This window comes from Nocardia sp. CA-290969 (assembly GCF_050936135.1).
GTDB lineage: Bacteria > Actinomycetota > Actinomycetes > Mycobacteriales > Mycobacteriaceae > Nocardia.
Map to the genome: position 1 here is coordinate 4,525,853 of NZ_JBNJNJ010000001.1, position 23,360 is coordinate 4,549,212.

Genomic DNA, 23,360 nt, shown 5'->3' on the forward strand with positions numbered 1-23,360 from the left:
CACTCGCCGCGGGCTAGAAAATTCCGCCCAGTGCCTCGTCTCTCGCTTGTGCGTAGTCCTCCTCGTGTTCGGCGAGGTAGGTCTCCCACGCCTGCTTGTCCCAAATCTCCAGGAAGTCGACCGAACCGATGACCGTACAGTCACGGGTGAGGTTGGCGTACCGGCGATGTTCGGCCGACAGCACGATCCGGCCCTGTGTGTCCAGCCGCTGTTCGTCGGTTCCCGCCGCCAGTGCCCGGACGAAGGCCCGCGCCTGCGGATTGCTCCGGGATGCCGAAGCAGCTCGCCGGGCGAGCGCAGTGAACTCTTCCTTCGGATAGACGGCCAGGCTGTGGTCCTGTCCTTTGGTGACCATCAACCCTCCCGCCAGATCGTCTCGAAACTTCGCGGGCAACGTGAGTCGCCCCTTGTCGTCCAGCCGAGGTGTGTAGGTACCGAGAAACAACCCCGATACCTCCTACTGGACCACCTCGAATGGTGTTGGCCGGATGTACCGGCCGAGCGCCTTACGGCCTCTCCTGTAGTGCGCGCTCCACATTACCCCACTTTCCCCCACTTTCAATCGAAACACGGGGTGATGTGGCTCCCCGCCGCATCGATTTCGCAGGTCATGCCAGCTATCACTGGTCAGGTGAACTTTTCGCGCGCTCTGCCTCCTTGCGCGCGTCCGTGCGCGGCGTGTCCCGCCGCGCCCGTCAACTTCCAGCAAACCCCCTGTTCACACGCCGCGAGAGCGGACGTGGGGCGATGTGGGGGAACCCGGTGGGGCGATGTGGGAGGCCGCGGTGAGGAGCCGTGGGGAAAGCGAACCGACTACCCGCGAGACGGAGCACGGTACCGGCGACGCGACACTCCGGGCATATGCGGACAGCGATGCCGCACCGGTGTTCCGGTGCGGCATCGCTGGAAATCGACGAGCGCGCCTCGCGGGGCGGCTAGTCCTGTTCGAACCTTCTACGGAAGCGGTCTTCCATCCGCTCGGTGAATCCGCCGGACCGGCGCTGCCGGCCACGACCACCGGCTCGTGACGATCCCGATTCGGCCGGTGGGTCGTTCGGGGAACCACCGCCCCGGCCTGCCGGTCCACCCTTGCCGCCGCCGAGCAGAAGCAGAACTCCCGCACCGAACATCACGATGAAACCGACCAGACTGATGATCGGGAAACCGCCGGGCCGCACCGGAAGCGCGATACCGGCGACGAGCAGGACGAGCCCGAGTACGAACAAAGCCGCCGCCTGGAGTCTGCGGCGACTCGAGGCAGTACGGAAACGTCCACCGCGGACGGACGACGCGAACTTCGGATCCTCAGCATAGAGAGCGCTCTCGATCTGTTCGAGCATGCGCTGCTCGTGCTCGGAGAGTGGCACGGTACCTCCCCCGGCACTAGGTCGTGGCTGTCGCCTCCGGGTAGGCGACAGATAACCCCTTGGCGGCTATCTGTCATCAATGATACGAGTTCCCCCAGAGCCGTACCACCATATGGGTACAGCAGAACGAAGTTCGTAACCACGATGAGGCCTGGCGAGGCCGAACTCCGTGGTCGGCCCGTTGCGCGGACGCCTGCCGCGGGCGGCCGGGCCGGAGTGTCCCATCCGGACCGCTACCGCGGCGCCTCGGTGCCGTCGCCGGCCGCGCGTAGCCGCGCCTCGGGGGCGATCAGGTCCTCGACGTCGTGCAGGAACGCCCCGACGCGCGCGTAGAACTCGTCGGCGCGGGCATCGTCGATCTCGCGCGGCAGGCCGGCCTCCAGCGCGGCCCGGGTGGCCGAATGCCCGCTGAAATAGTCCGCCCACATCACGAATTCGGGTGCGGCGCGCTGCAGCATCACCCACGCGTTACGCGATCGTGCCCGCGGCGCGGTATCGGCGCCGGTGAGTGCGAGCACCGCTCCCGCCCCGCGCAGCGCGGCCAGATAGGCGACGCGGAACCGCTCGCGCGGATCACTCTCCCCCGCCGCCTCCATCAGCAGTCCGTCGGCGCGTTGCAACAGCATCCCCGCCCGGCCCGGTTGACCCGGGCGAACGCTTCGATCCGCCATGGCCGTCCCTCCGTATCTCCCCCGTCGTACCCCGCGGCGGCCGGCCGGTATGGCAGGCTGAGCGTGCACCGCGAAGGCCGAACAGGTATTCGAACGTGTGGCTCGAGCTTGAATATAGAGACGACCACCGACAAGTTCGCCCGCCGAAATGCCCAGCTCCGCCCGACCGACCGCGAAGGAAGCCCACCGATACCGCAATGACCGCCGTCAAACCCAACCATCTCCCCGCCCCGGTCGTCGTCGACCTGTCGGTGTCCGCGTTGCGGGCCCGGCTGCACGACGCACTGGCGGTGTACGTCGCGGCGATGGACTATCCCCGCGGTACCGAGCACCATCGCGCCCCGATGTGGACCGAACACACCCACCGGGCGGGCTGGCAGGCCGTCGCGGCGGTGGTCCCGGAGCACAACGGCGTTTTCGATCTGCGTAGTTCGCCTCTGGTCGCGATCGCCTACGGCTACCGCGGCGGACCGCATCAGTGGTGGCAGCAGCAGGTGCACGCGGGAATGCGCCGGGCCGGCTGGCCGGAACCGGCGACGCAGGGCCTGCTGGGTGATTATTTCGAGCTGACCGAGCTGCACGTCCATCCCAGCGCGCAGGGTCGCGGTATCGGCGCGATCCTGCTCCGGAAACTTCTGCGGGACCGGCCCGAACGCGCGGTGCTGCTCTCCACGCCCGAGGTATCGGCGGAGGACAACCGCGCCTGGCGGCTGTACCGGCGGATGGGTTTCCAGGACGTATTGCGCGATTTCGTCTTCGCCGGCGACAGCCGCCGCTTCGGGATCCTCGGCCGGACGCTGCCCCTGACATGAGTGTGGTGATCGTCGGCGCCGGACACAACGCGCTGGTCGCGGCCTGCTATCTGGCGCGCGAAGGCCGGCCGGTGCGGGTGCTGGAGCGCGATACCGTGCTGGGCGGCGCGGTATCGACCGTGCCGCGTTTCCCGGGGCACCGGGTGGATCGCGGTTCGTCGGCACATCTGATGATCCGGCACACCGGGATCATCGAGGAGCTCGAACTGGACCGGTTCGGGCTGCGCTACCTCGACTGCGATCCCTGGGCCTTCGTCCCCGTCCGCCCGGACAGCGAGTCGGTGCCGATCGTCTTCCATCGCGACCTCGCTCGGACCTGCGCATCTATCGCCGCCGCCTGCGGCGAACGCGACGCGGCGGCCTATCGCCGTTTCACCACGGAATGGGAACCGCGCGCCCGGCGCGTCATGCGATCGTTCGGTGGCACCCCGGCGCCGGGCCGGCTGGTGCGGTCGTTCTGGGGTCTCGACGCCCGCGGCGGCGGGAGTGCGCTGTCCCGCGAATTCCTGCAGTCCGGTGACGCACTGCTGGACACCTGGTTCGACGACGAACGGCTGAAGGCGGCGCTGGCCTGGTTCGGGGCGCAATCGGGTCCACCCATGTCCGAGCCGGGCACCGCGCCGATGGTGGGGTTCGCGGCGCTCATGCACACCCTGCCGCCGGGCCGGGCCGTGGGCGGCAGCGGCGCGCTCACCGAAGCGCTGGTGGCGCGCCTGCGTGCCGACGGGGGTGAGATCGTGGCCGGGGATCCGGTCACCGCGCTGGCCCGTCGCGGCGACGGCTGGCGGGTGCGCACCGGCGCCGGGCACGAGTACGACGCCGAGACGGTGATCGCCGGTACCCATATCCTCACCACTTTCGATCTGCTGCGGTCCGGTGGTTTCGACCCGGCGGTGCTGGACGGATGGCGGCGCCGGATCCGGGTCGGTCCCGGTATCGGCATGGTGGTGCGAGCCGCGACCAGCGCGCTGCCGCGGTATCCGGGGGCGACGGCGGACGAGTCCGCGACCGGTCTGCAACTGCTGGTGCACGACCGCGCGCAACTGCGGGTCGCGCACGGTCACGCGCTCGGCGGCCGGCTGCCGCCGCGGCCGGTGGTGCTGGGTATGAGTTTCAGCGCCCTGGACCCGAGTATCGCGCCGGCCGGGCAGCATCAGCTCTCGCTGTGGTCGCAGTGGCATCCCTACCGGCTCGCCGACGGGAGCGCGTGGCCGGACCATGCCGAACACGAGGCCGACCGGATCATCGGCGAACTGGACCGTTATGCGCCCGGCGCCGCCGCGACGGTGCTGCGCCGCCATATCCAGACCCCGGCCGATCTGGAAAGCGAGCTGGGTCTGCGCGGCGGCAATGTCATGCACGTCGAGATGAGCCTGGACCAGATGCTGTTGTGGCGGCCGCTGCCGGAGCTGTCCGGGCACCGGGTCCCCGGGGCGCCGGGGCTGTATCTCACCGGCGCCTCCACCCATCCGGGCGGCGGGGTGTCCGGGGCGAGCGGACGCACCGCGGCACGGCTGGTCCTGCGCGACGCCCGGCGTGGGCGGCGGTGGCTGCGCCGGTGACCGCGGCCGCCCGGTGGCTCCGGACGGCCGGCCTGCGCGAGCTGATACCGGCGGGCCTCCTGGTGCTGCTCATCGCGACCCAGATCGCCTACCCACTGACCAGCGGCACCGCCCGGGACGGGGTGACGGTGGCGGTGGTGCTTTTGTCGGCCGGCACCGCACTGGTGCACGCGGGGCTCACGCGCGGCCCGCGCTACGCCGTGGGTTTCGGGGTGATCGTGTCCGGTATCGGCTTGTGCGCCGAAGCGGTGGGCACAGCCACCGGGATACCGTTCGGCGCCTACGACTACGCCGTCGGGCGGCTCGGCCCGGCGCTGTTCGAGGTCCCGCTGGTGGTACCGCTCGCCTGGACCGGCGGGGTGTATCCGATCTGGGTCGTGGCGGGAATGCTCTGCCGTACCCCGCTGCTGCGGATCGCCGCCACGGCGGCCGGCGCGGTGGGCTGGGATCTTTTCCTCGACCCGCAGATGGTGACCGACGGCCAGTGGCGCTGGGCCGATACCGATTCGGGGCTGCCCGGGCTCGAGGTTATCCCGTGGACCAACTATCTCGGCTGGTTCGTGGTGGCCGCCCTGATCGCCGTCGCGCTGACCGTCTGGGAGCGGACGGCCCCGCCCACCCGGCAGGTGGGGGTGCCGGTGGCGATGTTCCTGTGGACCTGGCTGGGTTCGGCGCTGGCGCACGCGGTGTTCCTCGGCTTGCCGTACTCGGCGGTCTACGGCGGGATCGGTCTCGCTGTTCTCGGTGTTCCGCTGCTGGTCCGGCTGATCGGCCCGGGTGCCGGAAGGGACGCGGCGCGGGGCGACGACGCGGCCGGGCCCGTCGCATGGCGTGGGTGAGTTGCGGCCTGGCACCATGTCATCCGTGCCTTCGAGTCCCGTTACCACCGCACCCGGCTCCCCGGTCCCCGTTCTCCGCGCGCGCCGCCTCCGGGCGCGGGTGACGGCGGCCCTCGTCCTGGCGGCCCTGCTGGTGCCCGCGCTGGCCGGCTGCCTGCGGGTACAGGCGTCGATGGGGGTGTCGTCCAACGACCGGGTATCGGGCCGGATCGTGGCCGCGGTGATCCCGGAGAACAGTGAGGACAAGGGCCCTCAGTTCACGGCGCCGGAGGCGCTGGCCACCAAGGTGCGGATCGAACCGTACAACCAGGACGGTTATGCCGGCAGCGAGATCTACTTCGACGATCTGAACTTCGGTGAGGTCGAACAGCTCGCCCAGCTCTCCGATCAGGCGCAGGGCCTGTTCGAGCTGAAATTCCAGCGCAACGGTGACCTGGTGAGCCTCAACGGCCGCGTCGACCTGGAGACCCTGGCCCCGCACGGCTCGGATGTGCAGCTGAGCGTGGCGTTCCCGGCCCGGGTGGCCAAGACCAACGGCACCCGCGAGGGCGATTCGGTGGTCTCCTGGAAGTTGCCCGCCGGTGAGGTGAGCACGGTCCGCGCCGAGGTCGGCTACGCCGATCCGAACACCCGCTCGTTCGCCGGCTGGGCGGGCATCGTCGGCGGGATCACCTTGGCCGTGGCGGCCGCCGTCGCCGCGCTGGCCTTCCTCGACCGCAACCCGGCCGCCCCGGGCGCCCCCGCCGGTTTCTCGCTGCGCCGCTGGTGGGAGCAGGTCAAGAACGACGCATGAGGCCTGCCGCGCGGGATGAGCTGTGGAGCCGGGCGGTGGCCGCGGGGGCCGGAATCTCCCTGGGCTGCGCGGCACTGACGGTATGGAACCGGAAGACGCTGCCCCGGCTGTCCGGCCCGGGCGCGCCGGTCACCGAGGCGGTGACGGTCTGCGTGCCCGCCCGTGACGAGGCCGAACGACTCCCGGCGCTGATCGCCGATCTGCGCGCCCAGACCGGTATCCCCCGGCTGCGAATACTCGTCCTCGACGATGCCTCCACCGACGATACGGCCGAACGGGCACGCCGGGCGATCGACGGCGACCCCCGGTGCACGCTGTTACGCGGCACCGCCCAGCCACCCCGTGGCTGGACGGGGAAGGCCGCGGCGTGCCGGGTACTGGCCGATACCGCCGCGGATCCGGCTCGCCGTACCGGATCAGCGGACGAAATACTGATCTTCCTGGACGCCGATATCCGGCTCGCGCCGGGCGCACTCGCCGCGGCGGCCGCGGAACTGCGCGACCGGGATGTCGCGCTGCTGTCGCCGTGGCCGGAGCAGCAGGCGCGGACGGTCGCCGAACGACTGATACAACCGCTGCTGTGCTGGTCGTGGGCGTCCACCCTGCCGGTGCGATCCGCCGATCGCGGGACCCTGACCTCGACGGTGGTCGCGTGCGGGCAGTTCCTGGTGTTCGACGCCGCCGCCTACCGGGCGATCGGCGGGCATACAGCGGTCGCGGGTAGCGCCACCGAGGATCTGGATATCGCCCGGGCACTGCGCCGCGCCGGTTACCGCACCGCGCTGGTGGCCGCGCACCGGTTCGCCCGCACGCGGATGTACGGGGACGGGAGCGAACTCGCGGCCGGGTACCGGCGCTGGCTCTGGTCCGCCTACGGTGGTTCGGTGTCCGGCGGGCTCGCGGTGGGGGTCGTGGCCGGATGGGCGTATTGGCTGCCGCCGCTGGCCGCCGTGCTGGGCCGCGGCCGGGTCCGCCGGTGGGGACTGCTCGGCTACGGTGCCGCGGTGGCCGGGCGGCTGACGGCACGCGGCCTGGAAACCGGCCGGGCGCCCGGGCCGGGCGACCTGGCCGCCGCGGTTTCCCACCCAGCGGGCGTCGCCGGCTACTTCCTCCTATGGGCCCGGTCACACCGCGACCGCCGCCGCAACGCTCTCACCTGGAAAGGACGCCCACTCGGCGCCTGATAAGACCTGGACTCTCGCTGATTCTTGGTCTTGTGCCGGTACCCGCCGAGTCAGATGATGAATCGGCCCGGACCGATCGGCGGGCAACAGGCCCTTCCGGCCCGGGTTCGAGGAGGCTCGTATGACCATCGCCGTCCACAGCACTGCCGAGACCGACTGGGCGCACTGGCATACCCGCTGCTCGGCGCGGCTGCTCGATCCGCACCACCGGCCCGACCCGATCGCGCGGTACCCGCTCGGCGAGGCGCCCGAGCAACTGCCGGATGTTCCGGGCACCTGGTGGGTCGTCGACGGCCGGGTGTTCATCGCGGCCAAACCGGGCGACCGGCTCGACCACGAAGGAAACCGGATCGCCGGGATCGAGATCCTCGACCCGGTCGAGGGCGGGCCCGGCGTCCTCCTGCGTCACGACGAGCGCGCCCTGGAGATCATCCGGCAGGACGGGCAGACCGTCATCCGCATCTACTCCCCGGCCGACGAACACACTCGCTGACCGAAAGCCTCTACCCGTGTAGCCGCTGCGGCGCCCACCCGCAAGCGGTGGCCGCCTCCCGGACAATCGACGTCCGCTCGCCGAATTGCGTGCGCCGAACGGACGCCTGCACCGATCGGTCCCGGGTGAGTCCCGGTCCTCAGCCCTGGCGCGGTGCCGGCCCCGGAGTCTCGTAGCGAACGTCGGCCCCGTCTCACCGGCCGTCGGTCATATCGGCGACTCGCCGGACGATGTCGGGGTAGCGCGGGTCAGGCGCTCAGCGGCGCGGCCGTCACCCCGTAACCGAGGTTGGCCAGGACCTCGCTGGTGGCCTTGGCGAAGTTCAGGGTGATGAAATGCAGGCAGGGTGCGCCCTCGGCGATCAGCCGTTCACCCATTTCGGTGGCGATCTCGATACCGGCGGCGCGGACCGCGGCCCGATCCTCCTCCGGGCCCGATCCCGCGGCGCGGCGCAAGCGCTCGATCACTCGGTCCGGTAGCGGGCGGCCGCACAACTGTTCGGCGCGTTCGACGGTGCGCAGCGAGGTGATCGGCATCAGCTCGGGAATGATCGGTTTGGCGCCCTCCACGGGGTCCAAGGCCGCGATGCGGTCGCGCAGCCGCAGATATTCGTCGACATCGAAGAACATCTGGGTGATCGAATACTCGGCGCCCGCACGCAGTTTCGCGGCCAGATAGGCGGTATCGCAGTCCAGGTCGGGCGAGCGGTGATGCCCCTGGGGGAACGATGCCACGCCGACGTGGAAATCGCCGAGATCGCGCACGATCCGCACCAGTTCTTCGGCGTACTCCACCCCGTCCGGATGTTTGTGCCATTCGCCGAGCGGATCACCGGGCGGGTCGCCGCGCAGGACGAGAATATTGCTGATCCCGGAATCGGCGTAGGCGCCGACGATGGAACGCAGTTCGGCGACACTGTGCCCGACCGCGGTGAGATGGCCGACCGGCAGCAGAGTGGTCTCCTGGGCGAGTTGCCCGGTGACCCGGACCGTGCGGTCGCGGGTGCTGCCACCCGCGCCGTAGGTCATCGAGACGAACGCCGGATGCATCCGCTCGAAGGTGCGCACCGCACGCCACAACCGCTGTTCACCGGCCTCGTCGCGCGGCGGGGAGAACTCCACCGAGAACGGCACGGCGCCACCGGCGTGCCGTTGCAGGCTCTGCACGACCGAAGGCGTCGCGGAGACGTCCGGTGACGTGGGGGACGGCCGGCCAGGGGTCGGGAGTCCCCGCGCGTTGTCGAAAGTCACCGGCCCAGTCTAAAGCCGTAGCCGAGTACGGACGCCTGCCCCGGTGCCCGAGCACGGCACCACCCGATCCGGGCGGGCGCCTTCCCCCGCGTATTCTGTGCCCATCGAGCATGAGCGGGACTCGGCGACCGGTCCCCGCGACACCGCGGAGCCCGCGGCGCGGGCACAGGTATCGCGGTACCGCATCCGGTTCCGGCCCGCTCATACCGCGATCGAGGTCCCGCCGCGGCGGCGGGTGACCATGGGCATCCTGGGTAGCCCGGGCAGTGCTCCGGCGTAGCCGGCCTCCCATGGTGAACCGACGAACTGGGAGGTCATCCTGTCCGCAGGAACCGGTACTCCGATACGGCCCGGGCCGGCCTCGGCCGTACCCGGGACAGCGGCCTTCGCGGCGGCTGTCGAACAGGCGCTGACCGGCTACTTCGCCACGCGCGCGGACGCCGTCACCGAACTCGGCCCGGTTTTCATCGATGCGGTCGGCGCGCTGGAATCGTTCGTACTGCGCGGCGGTAAACGCACCCGGCCCGGCTTCGCCTGGATGGGCTGGCTGGGCGCCGGCGGCGACCCGGCCGGTCCGCAGGCGGGCGCGGTGCTCCAGGCCTGCGCGGCGCTGGAACTGGTTCAGGCGTGCGCGCTGATCCACGACGACATCATCGACAGTTCCCGCACCCGGCGCCGCTTCCCCACCGTGCATGTCGACTTCGAGCAGCGCCATCACTATCAGGGCTGGTCCGGCGATTCGGCGCACTACGGCGAATCGGTGGCGATCCTGCTCGGCGATCTGGCGCTGGCCTGGGCCGACGATATGGTGCACGGCAGTGGGCTGGATCCGGCGGCACTCGCCCGGTTCGCGCCGGTGTGGGCCGCGATGCGCACCGAGGTATTGGGCGGCCAGCTGCTCGATGTGCACGGCGAGGCCAGCGGCGACGAATCGGTGGCCGCGGCGCTGCGGATCAACCGGTACAAGACCGCGGCCTATACGGTCGAGCGCCCGCTGCATCTGGGCGCGGCTCTCGCCGGCGCCGACCCCGGCCTGATCACCGCCTACCGCACCTACGGCACCGATATCGGGATCGCCTTCCAGTTGCGCGACGATCTGCTCGGGGTGTTCGGGAATCCGGAGGTCACCGGTAAACCGTCGGGTGACGATCTGAGGGAGGGCAAACGCACCGTGCTGGTCGCCGAGGCGCTGCAGCGGGCGGCCGAATCGGACCCCGCCGCCGGCGACCGGCTGCGCGCCGGAATCGGTACCGACCTCTCCGAGGAGCAGGTGAGCGAACTGCGCGACCTGCTGGTCGGCCTGGGCGCGGTCGACGCCGTCGAAGCCCGCATCACCACCCTCACCGACCAGGGCCTCTCCGCCATCGAAGCCAGTTCCGCCACCCCGGAGGCCAAGGAACACCTGAAAGCCATGGCCTTGGCCGCCACCCGGCGCGCGGCATGAGCGGGTCAGGGCCGGAGGCGGCAGCGCAGCGTCACCACGCAGGCCCCCCGCCCATGCCCCAGGGACACAGCATGAGCGGGTCAGGGCCGGAGGCGGTAGCGCAGCGTCACCACGCAGGCCCCCACTCATGGCCCCCCGGACACAGCATGAGCGGGTCAGGGCCGGAGGCGGTAGCGCGGGTGGGGAGAGTATGAGGTCGGTTGCGGGTCCCGTGGACGAAGTTGTGGTGGTCGGGGCGGGGCTGTCCGGATTGTCGGCGGCGTTGTATCTGACCGGTGCGGGCTGTTCGGTCACCGTGGTGGAGCGTGCCGATCATCCCGGCGGCCGGGTGGGGCGGTACCGGTTCGGCGAGTACGAGATCGATTCCGGGGCCACGGTTCTCACCCTGCCCGAGCTCGTGGACGACGCGCTGGCCGCCGTCGGCCGCACCACCGATACCGCGGTGCCACCGTTGCGCATCCGGCCGCTGGCACCGGCGTATCACGCCCGTTTCGCCGACGGATCCGATCTGCGCGTCTTCTCCGACGCCGATCGGATGAGCGCGGAGGTGACCCGTGCCTGCGGCCCCGAGGAAGCGGCACGGTATCGGCGGCTGCGAGCCTGGCTTGGCCGCGTCTACGACGCCGAATACGACGAGTTCCTGGCGGCGAACTTCGATTCGCCGCTGGATCTGATCCGGCTCCCGGCCAAACGGGCGGCCCTGCTGAACCTGGTGCGGCTCGGCGCTTTCGGGCGGCTGGGCCGGCGGGTCACCCGGACCTTGCGCGATCCGCGGCTGAGCCGGCTGTTCACCTTTCAAGCGCTGTATGCCGGGATGGCGCCCGCGCAGGCGCTGGGCGTCTACGGCGCGATCCCCTATATGGATACAGGCCTGGGCGTGTACTTCCCCGAGGGCGGTATGCGGGCCGTCGCCGATACCCTCGCCGGCGCGTTCACGGCCGCGGGCGGGCGGCTCGAACTGAGCACCGAGGTCACCGGAATCGACTACCACCCGGGCCGCGGGCCACGCCGGGCACGGCAGGTCGTCCTGGCCGGCGGGCGGACCCTCCCGTGTGACGCCGTGGTGCTGACCGCCGATCTCGGTTCGCTCGACCGTTTCGGCGTGCGGCCCCGCCGTGGCCTGCGGGCCTCACCGTCGGCGGTCGTCGCGCACGGGGCCGTACCGGCCGCGGTCGCCGGGCAGTGGCCGGTGCAGGCGCATCACACGATCGATTTCGGCGCCGCCTGGGCGCAGACCTTCCGGGAGATCACCGCCCGCCGCGACGGCCGGCCGATGAGCGACCCCTCGCTGCTGCTGACCCGTCCCGCGCTCAGCGATCCCGGCCTGTACCTCGACCGCGACGGAGTGCGCTGGGAACCGTTCTCCCTGCTGGCCCCCTGCCCGAACCTGGATTCCGCGCCGCTGGACTGGGCCCGCCTGGGCCCGGCCTATCTGCGCGAACTGCTCGCGGTGCTGGAGCGGCGCGGATATCACGGGATCGCGAGCGAGTTCCGCGTCGACCGCCTCGACACGCCCGCGACATGGCGGGATCAGGGCATGATCGCCGGCACCCCGTTCTCGGCGGCCCATTTGTTCCGTCAAACCGGCCCGTTCCGGTCGCGGAACTTCCCCCGCGGCAGCGCGAACGTGATCCTGGCAGGTTGCGGAACCACCCCGGGGGTGGGTGTACCGACGGCGCTGCTGTCCGGAAAACTCGCGGCCCAACGCATTGTGGGCGAGAATCGCGGAGTCCGGACGCGCGCCCGGACCACCGTCCGGCAGTCTCCTGTGAAGGAAGCCGTAAACTGATCGCCGACCTATTCGCCCGCGGTTGCGACCGCCGACCATCTGGGGGGACCGACACCTGATGCCAGCCCCCCATACGCGCACCACCACCGCCGTTCAGCTCGCCGGTACGGGCGCTCCCGCGACGGCCCCGCCGGCGCCGGCCCGCACGATCGGCCGGGCCGGTTTCGCGCCCGGTTTCCTGGGCTGGGTGCGGTTCTGCGCCGATTTCCTGCGGAGCCCGGAGGGGCATGCGGCGCTGCTCGGTTTCTTCGGCGCGGTCATGATCACCTTCGGCGGGTTCGGGGCCGGCAGTGTCCGCAAACGCGATCCACTGCTCGAAGCGGTGCATCTGTCCTGGCTGCGGTTCGGGCACGGGTACGCACTGTCGATGATCTGCGTCTGGGTGGGCGTCCTGATGATGGTGGCCGCCTGGGTCCGGCTGGGCCGCATCACGCTGGGCTTCGGCGGCCATTCGGGCGAGGTGCGCCTCAACGAACTGCGCGCGATCGTCGGTATCTGGATCACTCCGCTGATGTTCGCCGTGCCGATGTTCAGCCGCGACGCCTACTCCTACCTCGCCCAGGGCGCGCTGCTGCGCGACGGTTTCGACCCGTACCAGGTGGGTCCCGTCGCCAATCCCGGTGTGCTGCTCGACAATGTGAGCACCGTCTGGACCACCACCACCGCCCCCTACGGCCCGGTGTTCCTGCTGATGGGCCGCGCCATCACCGCGGTCACCGGGGACAGTGTGGTGGCGGGCACCATCGCGCTGCGGTTCGTGATGCTGCCGGGCCTGGTGCTGATGATGTGGGCGGTGCCGTATCTGACGAAACATCTCGGCGGAAAGCCCACGGTCGCACTGTGGCTGGCGGTGCTCAACCCGCTGGTCCTGATCCACCTGATCGGCGGCGTGCACAACGAGATGCTGATGGTGGGCCTGATGTGCGCGGGGATCGCACTGGTGCTGGAACGCCATCATGTGGCAGGGATCGTGGTGGTGGCGATCGGCGTCGCGATCAAGGCCACGGCAGGGGTGGCGCTGCCGTTCCTGGTGTGGATCTGGATGCTGCACGAACGCGACCGGCGCGCCGAGGACGGCCAGCGGGCGGCGCTCGGGACGAGCAGCCGGGAATTCCTGGCGCATCACTGGAAGATGTTCGCCAAGATCGCCTCGCTCGGGCTGGCGGTGTTCGCGGTGGTGTTCGCGGCGGCCTCGGCGATCGCCGGGGTCGGGATCGGCTGGCTCACCGCGCTGTCGGGGTCGCAGAAGATCATCAACTGGTTGTCGCTGCCGACGATCCTGGCGCATATCACCACCTGGATCACGCCCTTCGAACTCGGCTCGATCCTCGAGGTCACCCGCCTGCTGTGCATGGTCGCGCTGCTCGGCCTGCTGGTGTGGACCTGGTGGCGGTTCAAACTCACCGAACGGGATGCGGTGCTGGGGATTCTGATCGCGTTCGTCGCGATCGTCATCCTGTCACCGGCCGCGCTGCCCTGGTACTACTCGTGGCCGCTGGCGCTGGCCGCCGGGTTCGCCCTGTCGACCACCACCCTGATGACGCTGGTCGGGGTGTGCACCTGGCTGATGCTGGTGTTCCAGCCCGACGGTTCGATCGGCCTCTACAACTTCTGGCATGTCGCGGCCGCGACCTTCGCCTCGGTCGTCGCCGCGCTTTCCCTGCGCACGGTGGACCCGCTGCGCCTGCGGGGAACGCCTCGGCAGATCACGACACCCGCCGTCACCGCTGGACCGTGAACGCCGGGCACGGGCACCCGGTCACCGGTGGTCTCGATCTCGGCTCGGCCGGGCAGTCCGATGACACACCGGCAGGTCCCGCCCCGGCGGCCCGCGAGGACGCTGCCGCCACCGGCGCCCCATGTGCGCAATCGGCCGCTCCCGCAGCGCACGGGCGGGCCGCCGACCACGATGCGGGCGCGCGGCCACGCGAATTCCCGGCCCTCGGCGCCACCGTTCGCCACCGCACCGCCGACCCCGCAACACTGCGCCTGGCATACGACCGGTGCCGCCGCACGGCCGCGGTCCACGGGCGCACCTATTACCTCGCCACGCGGCTACTGTCTGCCGAGCAGCGGCCCGCCGTGCATGCGCTCTACGCCTTCGCCCGGATGGTGGACGATATCGTCGACGCCCCCGCACCGAACCCGGCGATGATGCTGGACTCCGTCGAGTGCGCGCTACGCACCTCATGGTCACAGCCCGCCACGACCGCGCCGCCGGGCTCCGTCCGGTCCGCCGCGACACCGCAGCTCGGCTCGGCACCGTCCGCCACGACCCCGCAGCCCGGCTCGGCACCGTCCGCCACGACCCCGGCACCCGGCGCTTCCCTGTGCGCCGAGACCCCGGCCACCACCATGTCCGGCGCGCCGCTCGACCTGCCCCGCCCCGGCGACCTGCCGGACGGATTCGGCGAGATCGCCCTCGCCCTCACCGACACCGTCACCCGGTTCACCATCGATCCCCGGCATTTCTGGAGCTTCCTCGACTCGATGCGGATGGACGCGCCCGGTTCACCGCTGTTCCGCAACCGCTATCCGACCATGGCCGCCCTGCGCGAGTACATGCGCGGTTCGGCGGCGGCGATCGGCCTGCAGCTGTTGCCCGTACTCGGTACGGTGGTCCCGCGCGCCGCCGCCGAACCCGCCGCTGCCGAGCTGGGCAACGCCTTCCAGCTCACCAACTTCCTGCGCGATATCGGCGAAGACCTCGACCGTGACCGGATCTACCTCCCCGCCGACGAACTGGCGGCTTTCGGCGTCGACGAGGCCCTGCTGACGCACTGCCACCGCACCCGGCGTACCGATCGGCGGGTCCGCCACGCCCTCGCCCACCTCATCGCCGTCAACCGCGACCTCTACCGCCGCGCCCGCCCGGGTATCGACCTGCTCCACCCGCGCGTCCGCCCGGGTATCCGCACCGCGGCCACCGTCTACGCGGCGATCCTGGACCGTATCGAAGACACCGATTACAACGTGTTCGCACAGCGCGCGGTGGTCCCGACCCCACGCCGGCTACGGCTCGCAGCCTCCGCGGCACTGTTCGGCTGAACGGCCGCCGGGCCACTCACGCTGGGCCGAGTCGACGACGCACACCCGGTGCCCGAGTCGAGGCAGGATTCCGAGCTCTCGGCACACCCGTCCCGAACGTTCCCAACCGGGGCGCCGAGTCCAGCGAGACACTCCAAGCGCCCAAACCCGCGGAACCGAAGCCAACCACGGCAGCGCAGAGTCCAGCGAAGCACTCGACAGCCCCCGCCCCCAGAACTCGGACGCAACCAGGGCGGCCTCGAGCCCAGGAAGACACTTGCACAGCCCACCACCCGAAACCGAACGCAATCATGGCAGCGTCGAATCCAGCGAGGCCCCGGCGCGCGCCTAATCCCGAAATTCGAACACAACCACGGCGGCCGAGCCCAGCGAACCGCTCGCACGGCCCACCACTCGAAACCAAAGGCAACCACGGCAGCGCAGAGTCCAGCGAGCCATTTCGCACTGCCTTTGGTCCCGAAATCAGACCCACCTACGGCGGCGAGTTCAGCGAGGCACATGGGACCCGTAACCCCGCAACCCCGTAACCAAACGCAACCACGGCGGCGCCGAGTCCAGCGAGGCATTTGGAGGGTTCGGCCCGTCCCTGCGTTCAGCCCCGCGAGACAATGCGCCGCAGGCGCGAGTATCGCGGGGCTGAACGCAGGGACCAAGGGGGGCCGAACCCCCGCGCCGACGGAGTCGGCGCCAAAGATTCAGAAGGGGTCGGCGGCGGCGCGGCGCAGGACCTCGCGGGCGAGCGGGCCGTGCAGCGCTTCCACCGGTTTGCCCGGCAGGGTGTCGTCGTCGGTGAAGATCCATTCCAGGATTTCTTCGTCGGTGTATTTGGCGTCGCGCATCACCGTGATCAGGCCCGGCAGCGGTTTCACCACCGCGCCCGTATCGTCGAAGAAGATTTCCGGGATCCCCACCACACCGTCGCGGCGGACCGCGAGCAGTTGGTTGTCCCGCAGCATCTGGTGGACCCGGGTGACCACGACACCCAGGTTCTTCGCGACATCGGGCAGCGAGAGCAGTGGTACCGAGGCGGGCAGGACATCGGCACTGCAAGGAAAGGCACTCACGGGAGACAACCGTAGACGCTGCGTGCCCGGCCGCGGTGAGACACCCGCACCTGTCCGGCCGATAACATCGTGGGAGCCGCGTGGGCGGCTACCGTGTGGACACGGTACGAGGGTGGAGAGGTTCGTGACAGCCGGAGGAGAATTGATCGGCGCCGTGCTCGACCGGCGCTACCGGGTCGACGCGCCGATCGCCCGGGGCGGGATGTCGATGGTGTTCCGGGGGGTGGATACCCGGTTGGGCCGGCCGGTCGCCATCAAGGTGATGGATCCCAGGTTCGCCGGGGATCCGCAGTTCCTGAGCCGGTTCGAGTTCGAGGCCCGGGCGGTGGCCGGGCTCAAACATCCTTCCCTGGTCGAGGTGTACGACCAGGGCGTGGACGGCGAGTATCCGTTTCTGGTGATGGAGCTCGTCCAGGGTGGGACGCTGCGTGAACTGCTGCGTGAGCGCGGGCCGATGCCGCCGCACGCGGTGCGCGCCGTCGCCGAACCGGTGCTGGCCGCGATCGGGGTCGCGCACAGGGCCGGGCTGGTGCATCGCGATGTGAAACCGGAGAACGTGCTCATCTCCGACGGCGGGGACGTCAAAATCGCCGACTTCGGCCTGGTCCGCGCCGTTGCCGCCGCCAATACCACCTCCGCCAGCGTGATCCTCGGCACCGCCGCCTACCTCTCCCCGGAACAGGTCACCAGCGGTAGCGCCGACGCCCGCAGCGATGTGTACGCGTTCGGCATCCTGATTTTCGAACTGCTCACCGGGAAGGTGCCGTTCACCGGGGACAACTCGTTGTCGGTGGCCTACCAGCGGGTGGAGAACGATGTGCCGAGCCCCAGCGAGTTCATCGCCGGGGTGCCGCCGGAATTCGACCGGCTGGTCGCTCGCGCCACCGCCCGCGAGCCCGCCCACCGGTTCGCCGACGCCGGCGAAATGGTGGCCGAACTGCGCGCGATCGCCGCCCGCCTGAACCTGCCCGACTACCGGGTTCCGGCGCCGCAGGATTCGGCGGAGCACACCAGCGCCCGGCATCCGGTGACGCGTGCGGTACCCGAGCCCGCGGGGGCGCAGGGCCCGCAGCCGACCCGGATGGTGACCACCGCCCGGCCGCGGACCGACCCCCCGCCGCCGCCGGCCTACATTCCGCCGCAGCAACCCACCCAGTACCGCTCCTACCAGGAGAATCACACCAACGGGCGCCGTAACGGCATGATCTGGACGGCTGCGGTGGTGGTGTTGACCCTGCTGGTCGGGATCGGCGGCTGGTGGCTCGGGATGGGCCGCTACAACACCGTTCCCTCGGTCGCGGGTATGACGGTCGAACAGGCCACCGGCGAACTGCGGGAAGCCGGATTCGAGACCGGCACCCGCGACAAGGCCTCCGATACCGTGCCCGTCGGCGGAGTCGTGGGCACCGACCCCGGCCCGGGCGCGCGGGAGACCAAGGGTTCGACCGTCGACATCCTGGTGTCCAGCGGCAAACCCGAGGTGCCCGCCGTCGCGCCCGGCGCCGATTGGGACGAGGTCCAGCAGTTGATCCGCGACCAGGGCCTGCAACCGGTCGATGGTGGGGAGGTCGCCAGTACCGCCCCCGAGGGCACCTTGGCCCGTATCGATCCCGCACCCGGCACGGTGCTGCCCGCGGGCGCCCACGTACAGATCTGGAAGAGCAACGGCTCGCGGCCGGTGCAGCTGCCCGACCTGCGCGCCGACACTCCGGACGAGGCCCGCGAGAAGCTCGAGACTCTCGGTCTCACGGTTGCCGGGGAACGCCCCGCGTACGACAAATTGGTGGAGGTGGGCCGCGTGATCGGCACCGAGCCCGCCGTCGGCACCACCGTCGACGCGGGTTCCGCCGTCACGCTGGTGATCTGCGAAGCGGTCACGATGCCCTCGGTGGTCGGTAAATCCGTCGCCGAGGCCCGGAGCACGCTGGAGGGGCTGGGCCTGCAGGTGCAGGTCCGCCAGTTCGCGCCCCTGGATTCCTCGGTGGTGGTTTCCCAGAACCCCGCCGCGAACGCGAACGTCGAATCCGGCGGCTCCGTCTCCGTGGTCGCCATCCCCTGAGCCGGGGCGCGCCCGGCTACCGGGCGCGCCGCGTACTCAGCGCAGCATCTCGGCGACCAGGAAGGACAGTTCCAGCGACTGCTGGGTGTTGAGGCGGGGGTCGCAGGCCGTTTCGTAGCGGCCCGACAGATCCAGGTCGGAGATGTCCTGGGCGCCGCCGAGGCATTCGGTGACGTCCTCACCGGTGAGTTCGATATGCAGACCGCCGGGATGGGTGCCCAGGGCGTGATGGACCTCGAAGAAACCCTGCACCTCGTCGACGATCCGGTCGAAATGGCGGGTTTTGAAACCGGTGGAGGATTCGTGGGTGTTGCCATGCATGGGGTCGCACTGCCAGATCACCTGATGCCCGGTGGCCTGCACCTTCTCCACGATCGCCGGCAGGACTTCGCGGACCTTGGTGTTGCCCATCCGGGAGACGATGGTCAACCGGCCGGGTTCGTTGTTCGGGTCGAGCCGCTCCACATACTCCACCGCCTGCGCGGGGGTGGTGCCCGGGCCGATCTTCACACCGATCGGGTTGGCCAGCAGTTCGGCGAAGGCGATATGCGCGCCGTCGAGCTGGCGGGTGCGCTCCCCGATCCACAGGAAATGCGCGGACAGGTCGTAGAGCACGGGATCGCCCGCGGAGTTCTCGGCCAGCCGCAGCATGGCCCGCTCGTAGTCCAGGACCAGCGCCTCGTGCGAGGCGTAGATCCGGGCCGATTTCAGGCTGGGATCGTTGACCCGGCAAGCCGTCATGAACCGCAGGCCGCGGTCGATCTCCTCGGCCAGCGCCTCGTAGCGGGCCCCGGCCGGTGACTGCGCCACGAAATCCCGGTTCCAGTCGTGCACCCGGTGCAGATCGGCCATACCGGCAGTGGTGAGGGCACGGACCAGGTTCATCGCGGCACTGGCGTTGGCGTAGGCACGCACCAGGCGGGAGGGGTCGTGTTCGCGGACGGCGGCATCGGCGACCAGCGAATTGATCATATCGCCGCGATAGGACTTCAGCCCGAGCGCATCGATATCGGAGGACCGGGGTTTGGCGTACTGACCGGCGATCCGCGCCACCTTCACCACCGGCACGCTGGCGCCGTAGGTGAGCACCACCGCCATCTGCAGCAGCGTCCGGATATTGCCGCGGATATGCGGTTCGGTGTTGTCGGCGAAGGTTTCCGCGCAGTCGCCGCCCTGCATCAGGAACGCCTCCCCGCGCGCCACCTCGGCGAGCTGCTCCCGCAACTCGTCCACCTCGGCCGGCAGGCAGATCGGCGGCACGCTTTCCAGCACCGTCCGCATATTCGCCGCCTGCTCGGGATCCCACGACGGCTGCTGCAGCGCGGGCCGCGTCAAGGCGTCGTCGAGCCGTTTACGCAGCTCGGCGGGCAACGGCGGCAGCTCGGGCAAACGGTCGATGGGAACGTCGACGGTCCAATTCACCAGTTCAGGATAAGTGGTGCCCATTCGCCCGCGCGGACCGCACCGGTCATTACGACGATCCGCCCGGCCCCCGCGCACCTGGGGCGCGCCCATAGACTCAGCGAGTTCTGTCAGCTGCCGAAGGGTTCCCCTACTTGAGGTATTTCTACGATTCGGAATTCATCGAGGACGGTCGCGTGATCGATCTCGTATCGATCGGTGTCGTCTGTGAGGACGGGCGGGAGTTCTACGCCGTGTCCTCGGAGTTCGATGCCGGACGGGCGGGACCCTGGGTGGCCAAGCACGTCCTCCCGAAGCTTCCCCCGCAGACCTCACCGTTGTGGCGGACCCGCGCGCAGATCCGCGACGACCTGTACCGGTTCCTGGTCCCCCGGCCGACCGTGCAACCCGAGATGTGGGCCTGGGTGGGCGCCTACGACCATGTGGTGCTGTGCCAGCTGTGGGGATCGATGGTGGATCTACCGGCCGAGCTGCCCCGCTACACCAACGAGTTGCGTCAGCATTGGGAGGCGCACGGCCGCCCGGAGCTGCCGCCGCCCCCGCGCGACGCCCACGACGCGCTGGCCGACGCCCGGCACAATCTCGCCAAATTCGAGGCGATCGAGGCCGCCCGGCGGCGGATGAGCTGAGATACCGGCGCCGGACGCGAACAGGCCCCCTGGCTTCCCAGGGGGCCTGTTTCGTATTGCGGGGTCAGTGCCCGTGCTGCCCGTTCGAGCGGGCTTCGTCCTGCACTCGTTTGAGCACCGCCAGCTGTTTGTGCTCTTCCTCCAGCTCGTGGGCGAAATGCTGTTCGCTCTCGGTGCGGGGGTCGGGCCGCAGGAAGCTGCCGGTACCGGGCTGGCCGGCCGAACCCAGCTGGTTCATCTTCTTGGGCACCACCGCGCCCTGGTATTCCAGCGGGAGCGGGTGGCCGTGGTCGTCGACCGGGCCCAGCGGCTGGTGCACCTCGATGTACTCACCGTGCGGCAGCCGCTTGATCACACCGGTTTCGATACCGTGCTCCAGGACCGCCCGGTCACTGCGCTGCAGGCCGATGCAGAACCGGTAGGCCAGGAAGTAGGCCAGCGGCGGCGCGACGAGCAGGCCGATCCGGCCGATCCAGGTGGTGGCGTTCAGCGAGATATCGAACTTCAGCGCGATGATGTCGTTGACGCAGGACAGGGTGAGCACCACGTAGAAGGTGATCGCCATGGCGCCGATCGCCGTGCGCACCGGTACGTCGCGCGGCCGCTGCAGCAGGTTGTGCCGGGCGGTGTCGCCGGTGAGTTTCTTCTCGATCCACGGGTAGGCGATCAGCACCGCGAACACCAAGCCCATGACCAGCGCCACCCAGAAGACCGCGGGCACCGTGTATCGGCCCAGGTACAGCTCCCACGGCGGCATCAGACGGGCCATACCGTCGGTCCACATCATGTAGAAGTCGGGCTGCGAACCGGCCGAAACCTGCGACGGGTTGTACGGGCCCAGGTTCCAGATCGGGTTGATCTGCAGCAGCCCGCCCATGAGGGCGACGAAACCGAGCGTGAACGCGAAGAACGCGCCCTGGTCGGCGGCGAACACCGGGACGATCCGGGAGCCGACGACATTGTTCTCGGTGCGGCCGGGGCCGGGGAACTGGGTGTGCTTCTGGTACCAGACGATCGCGACGTGCGCGGCGATCAGCGCCAGCATGATGCCCGGGAACAGCAGCACATGAGCGATGTAGAGGCGCGGGATGATGATGTCGCCCGGGAAGTCGCCGCCGAACATCAGCCAGTGCATCCAGGTACCGATCACCGGGATACCGATGGTGATACCGGAGAACGCCGCCCGCAGGCCGGTACCCGACAGCAGGTCGTCGGGCAGGGAGTAGCCGAAGAAGCCCTCGAACATGGCCAGGATGAGCAGCAGCGAGCCGATCACCCAGTTCGCTTCGCGCGGTTTGCGGAACGCGCCGGTGAAGAAGATGCGGAACAGGTGGATGATGATCGACGCCGCGAACAGCAGCGCCGCCCAGTGGTGCACCTGCCGGACGAACAGACCGCCGCGCACCTCGAAGGAGATGTTCAGCGCGGTCTCGTACGCCCGCGACATACCGACACCGCGCAGCGGCTGGTACGCCCCGTCGTAGGTGACATGCGCCATCGACGGGTCGAAGTACAACGTCAGGTACACACCCGACAGCAGCAGGATGATGAACGCGTACAGCGCGATCTCACCCAGCAGGAACGACCAATGGGTGGGGAACACCTTGTTGATCGATCGCTTCACGAAAGCGGCGCCGCGATACCGCTCGTCCATTTCGTTGGCTTGTGCCGCAAGCTTGCGGCCGACAGCCGTTCCAGCACTCATGATCGACGCTCCCAGAAGGCCGGGCCGAGGGGTTCGATGAAGTCACCGTTGGCGACCAGGTACCCCTCTGAGTTTACGGTGATCGGCAGCTGCGGCAGCGCTCGGGCGGCAGGACCGAAGATCGGCTTACCCCATTCGGTCGCGGAGAACTGCGACTGATGGCACGGGCAGAGGATCCGGTTGGTCTGCTGTTCGAACAGCGAGGTCGGGCAGCCGAGGTGGGTGCAGATCTTCGAGTAGGCGAAGTAGTCGCCGTAGTTGAAGCTTTCCTGACCCTTACGTTTGATCGCGTTCTTCGCGTCCTCGGGCCGCAGGCGGATGAGCATCACGGCGTTGCGGATACCACGCAGCGACTGCAGGGTCGCGTGCTCGTCCCCGCGCCACGATTCCTTCCACGGGAAGACGGTCTCCATGGCGCCCGCATCGAGATCCTCGGGGCGCACCAGCACGATGTCCTGCGGACGGCCGGTGTCGCGGCGGATGTAGATGGTCTCGCCCTCGTAGTCGGGGGTCCAGCCGGACACCCACAGCGGCGATTTATCGCCCTTGGCCCACGGGTTCTTCACCATGCCGCCGACGAACACCAGCAGTGCGCCGATACCCAGCACACCGACGCCGGCGCCGGCGGTGCGGGTGATCAGCTTGCGGCGGCCCAGGGTGGAGGTCTCGGCGGCATCGGACAGCTGAGCGGCCAGCGTGCGCCGGTCGACCTCACTGGATTTGCCGTCGTGCCGGTCCTGTACCGACAGTTCCGCCGGGATGAACTTCTTGCGGATCAGCACCACCGCGATGCCGATGGCCAGGATCGAGATACCGAAGGTCAGACCGTACAGCGGCGTGGTGAGCGAGTAGATGCCGTGCCCGTCGTCCTCTTTGCCCTTGTACTCCCAGGGCCAGAACAGGAACACACCCACCAGCGCGGCGGCGGCCAGACCGGAGATCGCGAACCACATCGCGACCTGCCGTTCCGCGCGTTTCTCCGCGCGGGTGCCCGGCACCGGCCAGCGTTCCCGCCGGTAGGCGACCTCGACACCGTCCCGCGCGGTACCGAGCTCGACCAGCTCGTCACGCGACATCGCGTCCAGTTCGGCCTCGGTCGGTTCCGCCGGGGTCGCGGCCGCGGAATCTTTGTCCAGGCGACCCATCTCGTTTCGCTCCTGTTCTTCACTCATGGCTGTGGCCCTTCCACCGGGGCAGGCCGGGACGCCCGCCGCGGGCGCGGGGGACGT

20 protein-coding genes are annotated in these 23,360 nt (G+C 69.8%); 12 read left to right on the top strand and 8 right to left on the bottom strand.

What is annotated here, in order from left to right; genetic code table 11:
- Positions 1-13 precede the first annotated feature (13 nt).
- The 3 genes from mraZ to ACQEVO_RS20580 form a co-directional block, all read right to left on the bottom strand.
- On the bottom strand, positions 14-445 hold the full coding sequence (mraZ, locus tag ACQEVO_RS20570; protein WP_280399476.1) for a division/cell wall cluster transcriptional repressor MraZ: 432 nt from the start codon (positions 443-445) through the stop codon (positions 14-16).
- A 490-nt stretch (positions 446-935) separates the two neighbouring features.
- Positions 936-1,367, bottom strand: coding sequence for a DUF3040 domain-containing protein (locus ACQEVO_RS20575; RefSeq protein ID WP_432915586.1), 432 nt, complete (start codon positions 1,365-1,367; stop codon positions 936-938).
- A gap of 233 nt (positions 1,368-1,600) precedes the next feature.
- Positions 1,601-2,038, bottom strand: coding sequence for an SAV_6107 family HEPN domain-containing protein (locus ACQEVO_RS20580; RefSeq protein ID WP_432915588.1), 438 nt, complete (start codon positions 2,036-2,038; stop codon positions 1,601-1,603).
- 197 nt (positions 2,039-2,235) lie between these two features.
- On the opposite strand from ACQEVO_RS20580, the gene ACQEVO_RS20585 reads away from it, so the two are divergent.
- From ACQEVO_RS20585 to ACQEVO_RS20610, 6 genes are all read left to right on the top strand, one after another.
- Entirely contained in the window at positions 2,236-2,850 is a 615-nt protein-coding gene (locus ACQEVO_RS20585; RefSeq protein ID WP_432915590.1) for a GNAT family N-acetyltransferase, read from the top strand.
- Positions 2,847-4,412 carry a phytoene desaturase family protein gene (locus tag ACQEVO_RS20590; RefSeq protein WP_432915592.1) on the top strand — a complete coding sequence of 522 codons (1,566 nt, stop codon included), beginning with the start codon at positions 2,847-2,849 and terminating at the stop codon, positions 4,410-4,412. Before ACQEVO_RS20585 ends, ACQEVO_RS20590 begins: the two co-directional genes overlap by 4 nt.
- A 32-nt stretch (positions 4,413-4,444) precedes the next feature.
- On the top strand, positions 4,445-5,251 hold the full coding sequence (locus ACQEVO_RS20595; RefSeq protein ID WP_432922876.1) for a carotenoid biosynthesis protein: 807 nt from the start codon (positions 4,445-4,447) through the stop codon (positions 5,249-5,251).
- A 16-nt stretch (positions 5,252-5,267) separates the two neighbouring features.
- Positions 5,268-6,044, top strand: a complete 777-nt coding sequence (locus tag ACQEVO_RS20600) for an LppM family (lipo)protein (RefSeq protein ID WP_432915594.1) — start codon at positions 5,268-5,270, stop codon at positions 6,042-6,044.
- Positions 6,041-7,228, top strand: a complete 1,188-nt coding sequence (locus tag ACQEVO_RS20605) for a glycosyltransferase (protein ID WP_432915596.1) — start codon at positions 6,041-6,043, stop codon at positions 7,226-7,228. The genes ACQEVO_RS20600 and ACQEVO_RS20605 overlap by 4 nt, the downstream gene beginning before the upstream one ends.
- Before the next feature lie 121 nt (positions 7,229-7,349).
- Positions 7,350-7,721, top strand: coding sequence for a hypothetical protein (locus ACQEVO_RS20610; RefSeq protein WP_432915598.1), 372 nt, complete (start codon positions 7,350-7,352; stop codon positions 7,719-7,721).
- Positions 7,722-7,969: 248 nt separating this feature from the next.
- On the opposite strand, the gene ACQEVO_RS20615 is transcribed toward ACQEVO_RS20610, so the two are convergent.
- A complete protein-coding gene (locus ACQEVO_RS20615) occupies positions 7,970-8,971 on the bottom strand; it encodes a methylenetetrahydrofolate reductase (protein ID WP_432915600.1) in 1,002 nt (333 codons plus the stop codon).
- A gap of 343 nt (positions 8,972-9,314) precedes the next feature.
- Between ACQEVO_RS20615 and ACQEVO_RS20620 the strand changes: the two genes are divergently transcribed.
- From ACQEVO_RS20620 to ACQEVO_RS20635, 4 genes are all read left to right on the top strand, one after another.
- Positions 9,315-10,415: a polyprenyl synthetase family protein gene (locus ACQEVO_RS20620; protein WP_432922879.1), complete on the top strand. Its 1,101-nt coding sequence runs from the start codon at positions 9,315-9,317 to the stop codon at positions 10,413-10,415.
- Positions 10,416-10,605: 190 nt separating this feature from the next.
- A complete protein-coding gene (gene crtI / locus ACQEVO_RS20625) occupies positions 10,606-12,204 on the top strand; it encodes a phytoene desaturase family protein (protein ID WP_432915602.1) in 1,599 nt (532 codons plus the stop codon).
- A 58-nt stretch (positions 12,205-12,262) separates the two neighbouring features.
- On the top strand, positions 12,263-13,942 hold the full coding sequence (locus ACQEVO_RS20630) for an alpha-(1->6)-mannopyranosyltransferase A (RefSeq protein ID WP_432915604.1): 1,680 nt from the start codon (positions 12,263-12,265) through the stop codon (positions 13,940-13,942).
- 245 nt (positions 13,943-14,187) lie between these two features.
- Positions 14,188-15,252: a squalene/phytoene synthase family protein gene (locus ACQEVO_RS20635; protein WP_432922883.1), complete on the top strand. Its 1,065-nt coding sequence runs from the start codon at positions 14,188-14,190 to the stop codon at positions 15,250-15,252.
- A gap of 695 nt (positions 15,253-15,947) precedes the next feature.
- Here the strand turns inward: ACQEVO_RS20635 and ACQEVO_RS20640 are convergent.
- Entirely contained in the window at positions 15,948-16,316 is a 369-nt protein-coding gene (locus ACQEVO_RS20640; protein ID WP_432915606.1) for an Rv2175c family DNA-binding protein, read from the bottom strand.
- A gap of 124 nt (positions 16,317-16,440) precedes the next feature.
- On the opposite strand from ACQEVO_RS20640, the gene pknB reads away from it, so the two are divergent.
- Positions 16,441-18,375, top strand: coding sequence for a Stk1 family PASTA domain-containing Ser/Thr kinase (pknB, locus tag ACQEVO_RS20645; RefSeq protein WP_432915608.1), 1,935 nt, complete (start codon positions 16,441-16,443; stop codon positions 18,373-18,375).
- Between the two features lie 36 nt (positions 18,376-18,411).
- On the opposite strand, the gene ACQEVO_RS20650 is transcribed toward pknB, so the two are convergent.
- Positions 18,412-19,797, bottom strand: a complete 1,386-nt coding sequence (locus ACQEVO_RS20650) for a class II 3-deoxy-7-phosphoheptulonate synthase (RefSeq protein WP_432915610.1) — start codon at positions 19,795-19,797, stop codon at positions 18,412-18,414.
- Between the two features lie 134 nt (positions 19,798-19,931).
- Between ACQEVO_RS20650 and ACQEVO_RS20655 the strand changes: the two genes are divergently transcribed.
- Positions 19,932-20,426 carry a polyadenylate-specific 3'-exoribonuclease AS gene (locus ACQEVO_RS20655; RefSeq protein ID WP_432915612.1) on the top strand — a complete coding sequence of 165 codons (495 nt, stop codon included), beginning with the start codon at positions 19,932-19,934 and terminating at the stop codon, positions 20,424-20,426.
- A gap of 64 nt (positions 20,427-20,490) precedes the next feature.
- Here ACQEVO_RS20655 and qcrB read toward each other — a convergent pair whose 3' ends face one another.
- Complete coding sequence (gene qcrB, locus ACQEVO_RS20660; protein WP_432915614.1) at positions 20,491-22,131, bottom strand: cytochrome bc1 complex cytochrome b subunit; 1,641 nt, start codon at positions 22,129-22,131, stop codon at positions 20,491-20,493.
- Positions 22,128-23,276 carry a cytochrome bc1 complex Rieske iron-sulfur subunit gene (qcrA, locus tag ACQEVO_RS20665; protein WP_432922886.1) on the bottom strand — a complete coding sequence of 383 codons (1,149 nt, stop codon included), beginning with the start codon at positions 23,274-23,276 and terminating at the stop codon, positions 22,128-22,130. The genes qcrB and qcrA overlap by 4 nt, the downstream gene beginning before the upstream one ends.
- Positions 23,277-23,360 lie beyond the last annotated feature (84 nt).

Bases quoted from the DNA above. Each gene is read 5' to 3' on its own strand.
- ACQEVO_RS20580 (WP_432915588.1), bottom strand. From the start codon at position 2,038: ATGGCGGATCGAAGCGTTCGCCCGGGTCAACCGGGCCGGGCGGGGATG.
- ACQEVO_RS20585 (WP_432915590.1), top strand. From the start codon at position 2,236: ATGACCGCCGTCAAACCCAACCATCTCCCCGCCCCGGTCGTCGTCGAC.
- ACQEVO_RS20590 (WP_432915592.1), top strand. From the start codon at position 2,847: ATGAGTGTGGTGATCGTCGGCGCCGGACACAACGCGCTGGTCGCGGCC.
- ACQEVO_RS20600 (WP_432915594.1), top strand. From the start codon at position 5,268: ATGTCATCCGTGCCTTCGAGTCCCGTTACCACCGCACCCGGCTCCCCG.
- ACQEVO_RS20605 (WP_432915596.1), top strand. From the start codon at position 6,041: ATGAGGCCTGCCGCGCGGGATGAGCTGTGGAGCCGGGCGGTGGCCGCG.
- ACQEVO_RS20610 (WP_432915598.1), top strand. From the start codon at position 7,350: ATGACCATCGCCGTCCACAGCACTGCCGAGACCGACTGGGCGCACTGG.
- crtI (WP_432915602.1), top strand. From the start codon at position 10,606: ATGAGGTCGGTTGCGGGTCCCGTGGACGAAGTTGTGGTGGTCGGGGCG.
- ACQEVO_RS20630 (WP_432915604.1), top strand. From the start codon at position 12,263: ATGCCAGCCCCCCATACGCGCACCACCACCGCCGTTCAGCTCGCCGGT.
- qcrB (WP_432915614.1), bottom strand. From the start codon at position 22,131: ATGAGTGCTGGAACGGCTGTCGGCCGCAAGCTTGCGGCACAAGCCAAC.
- qcrA (WP_432922886.1), bottom strand. From the start codon at position 23,276: ATGGGTCGCCTGGACAAAGATTCCGCGGCCGCGACCCCGGCGGAACCG.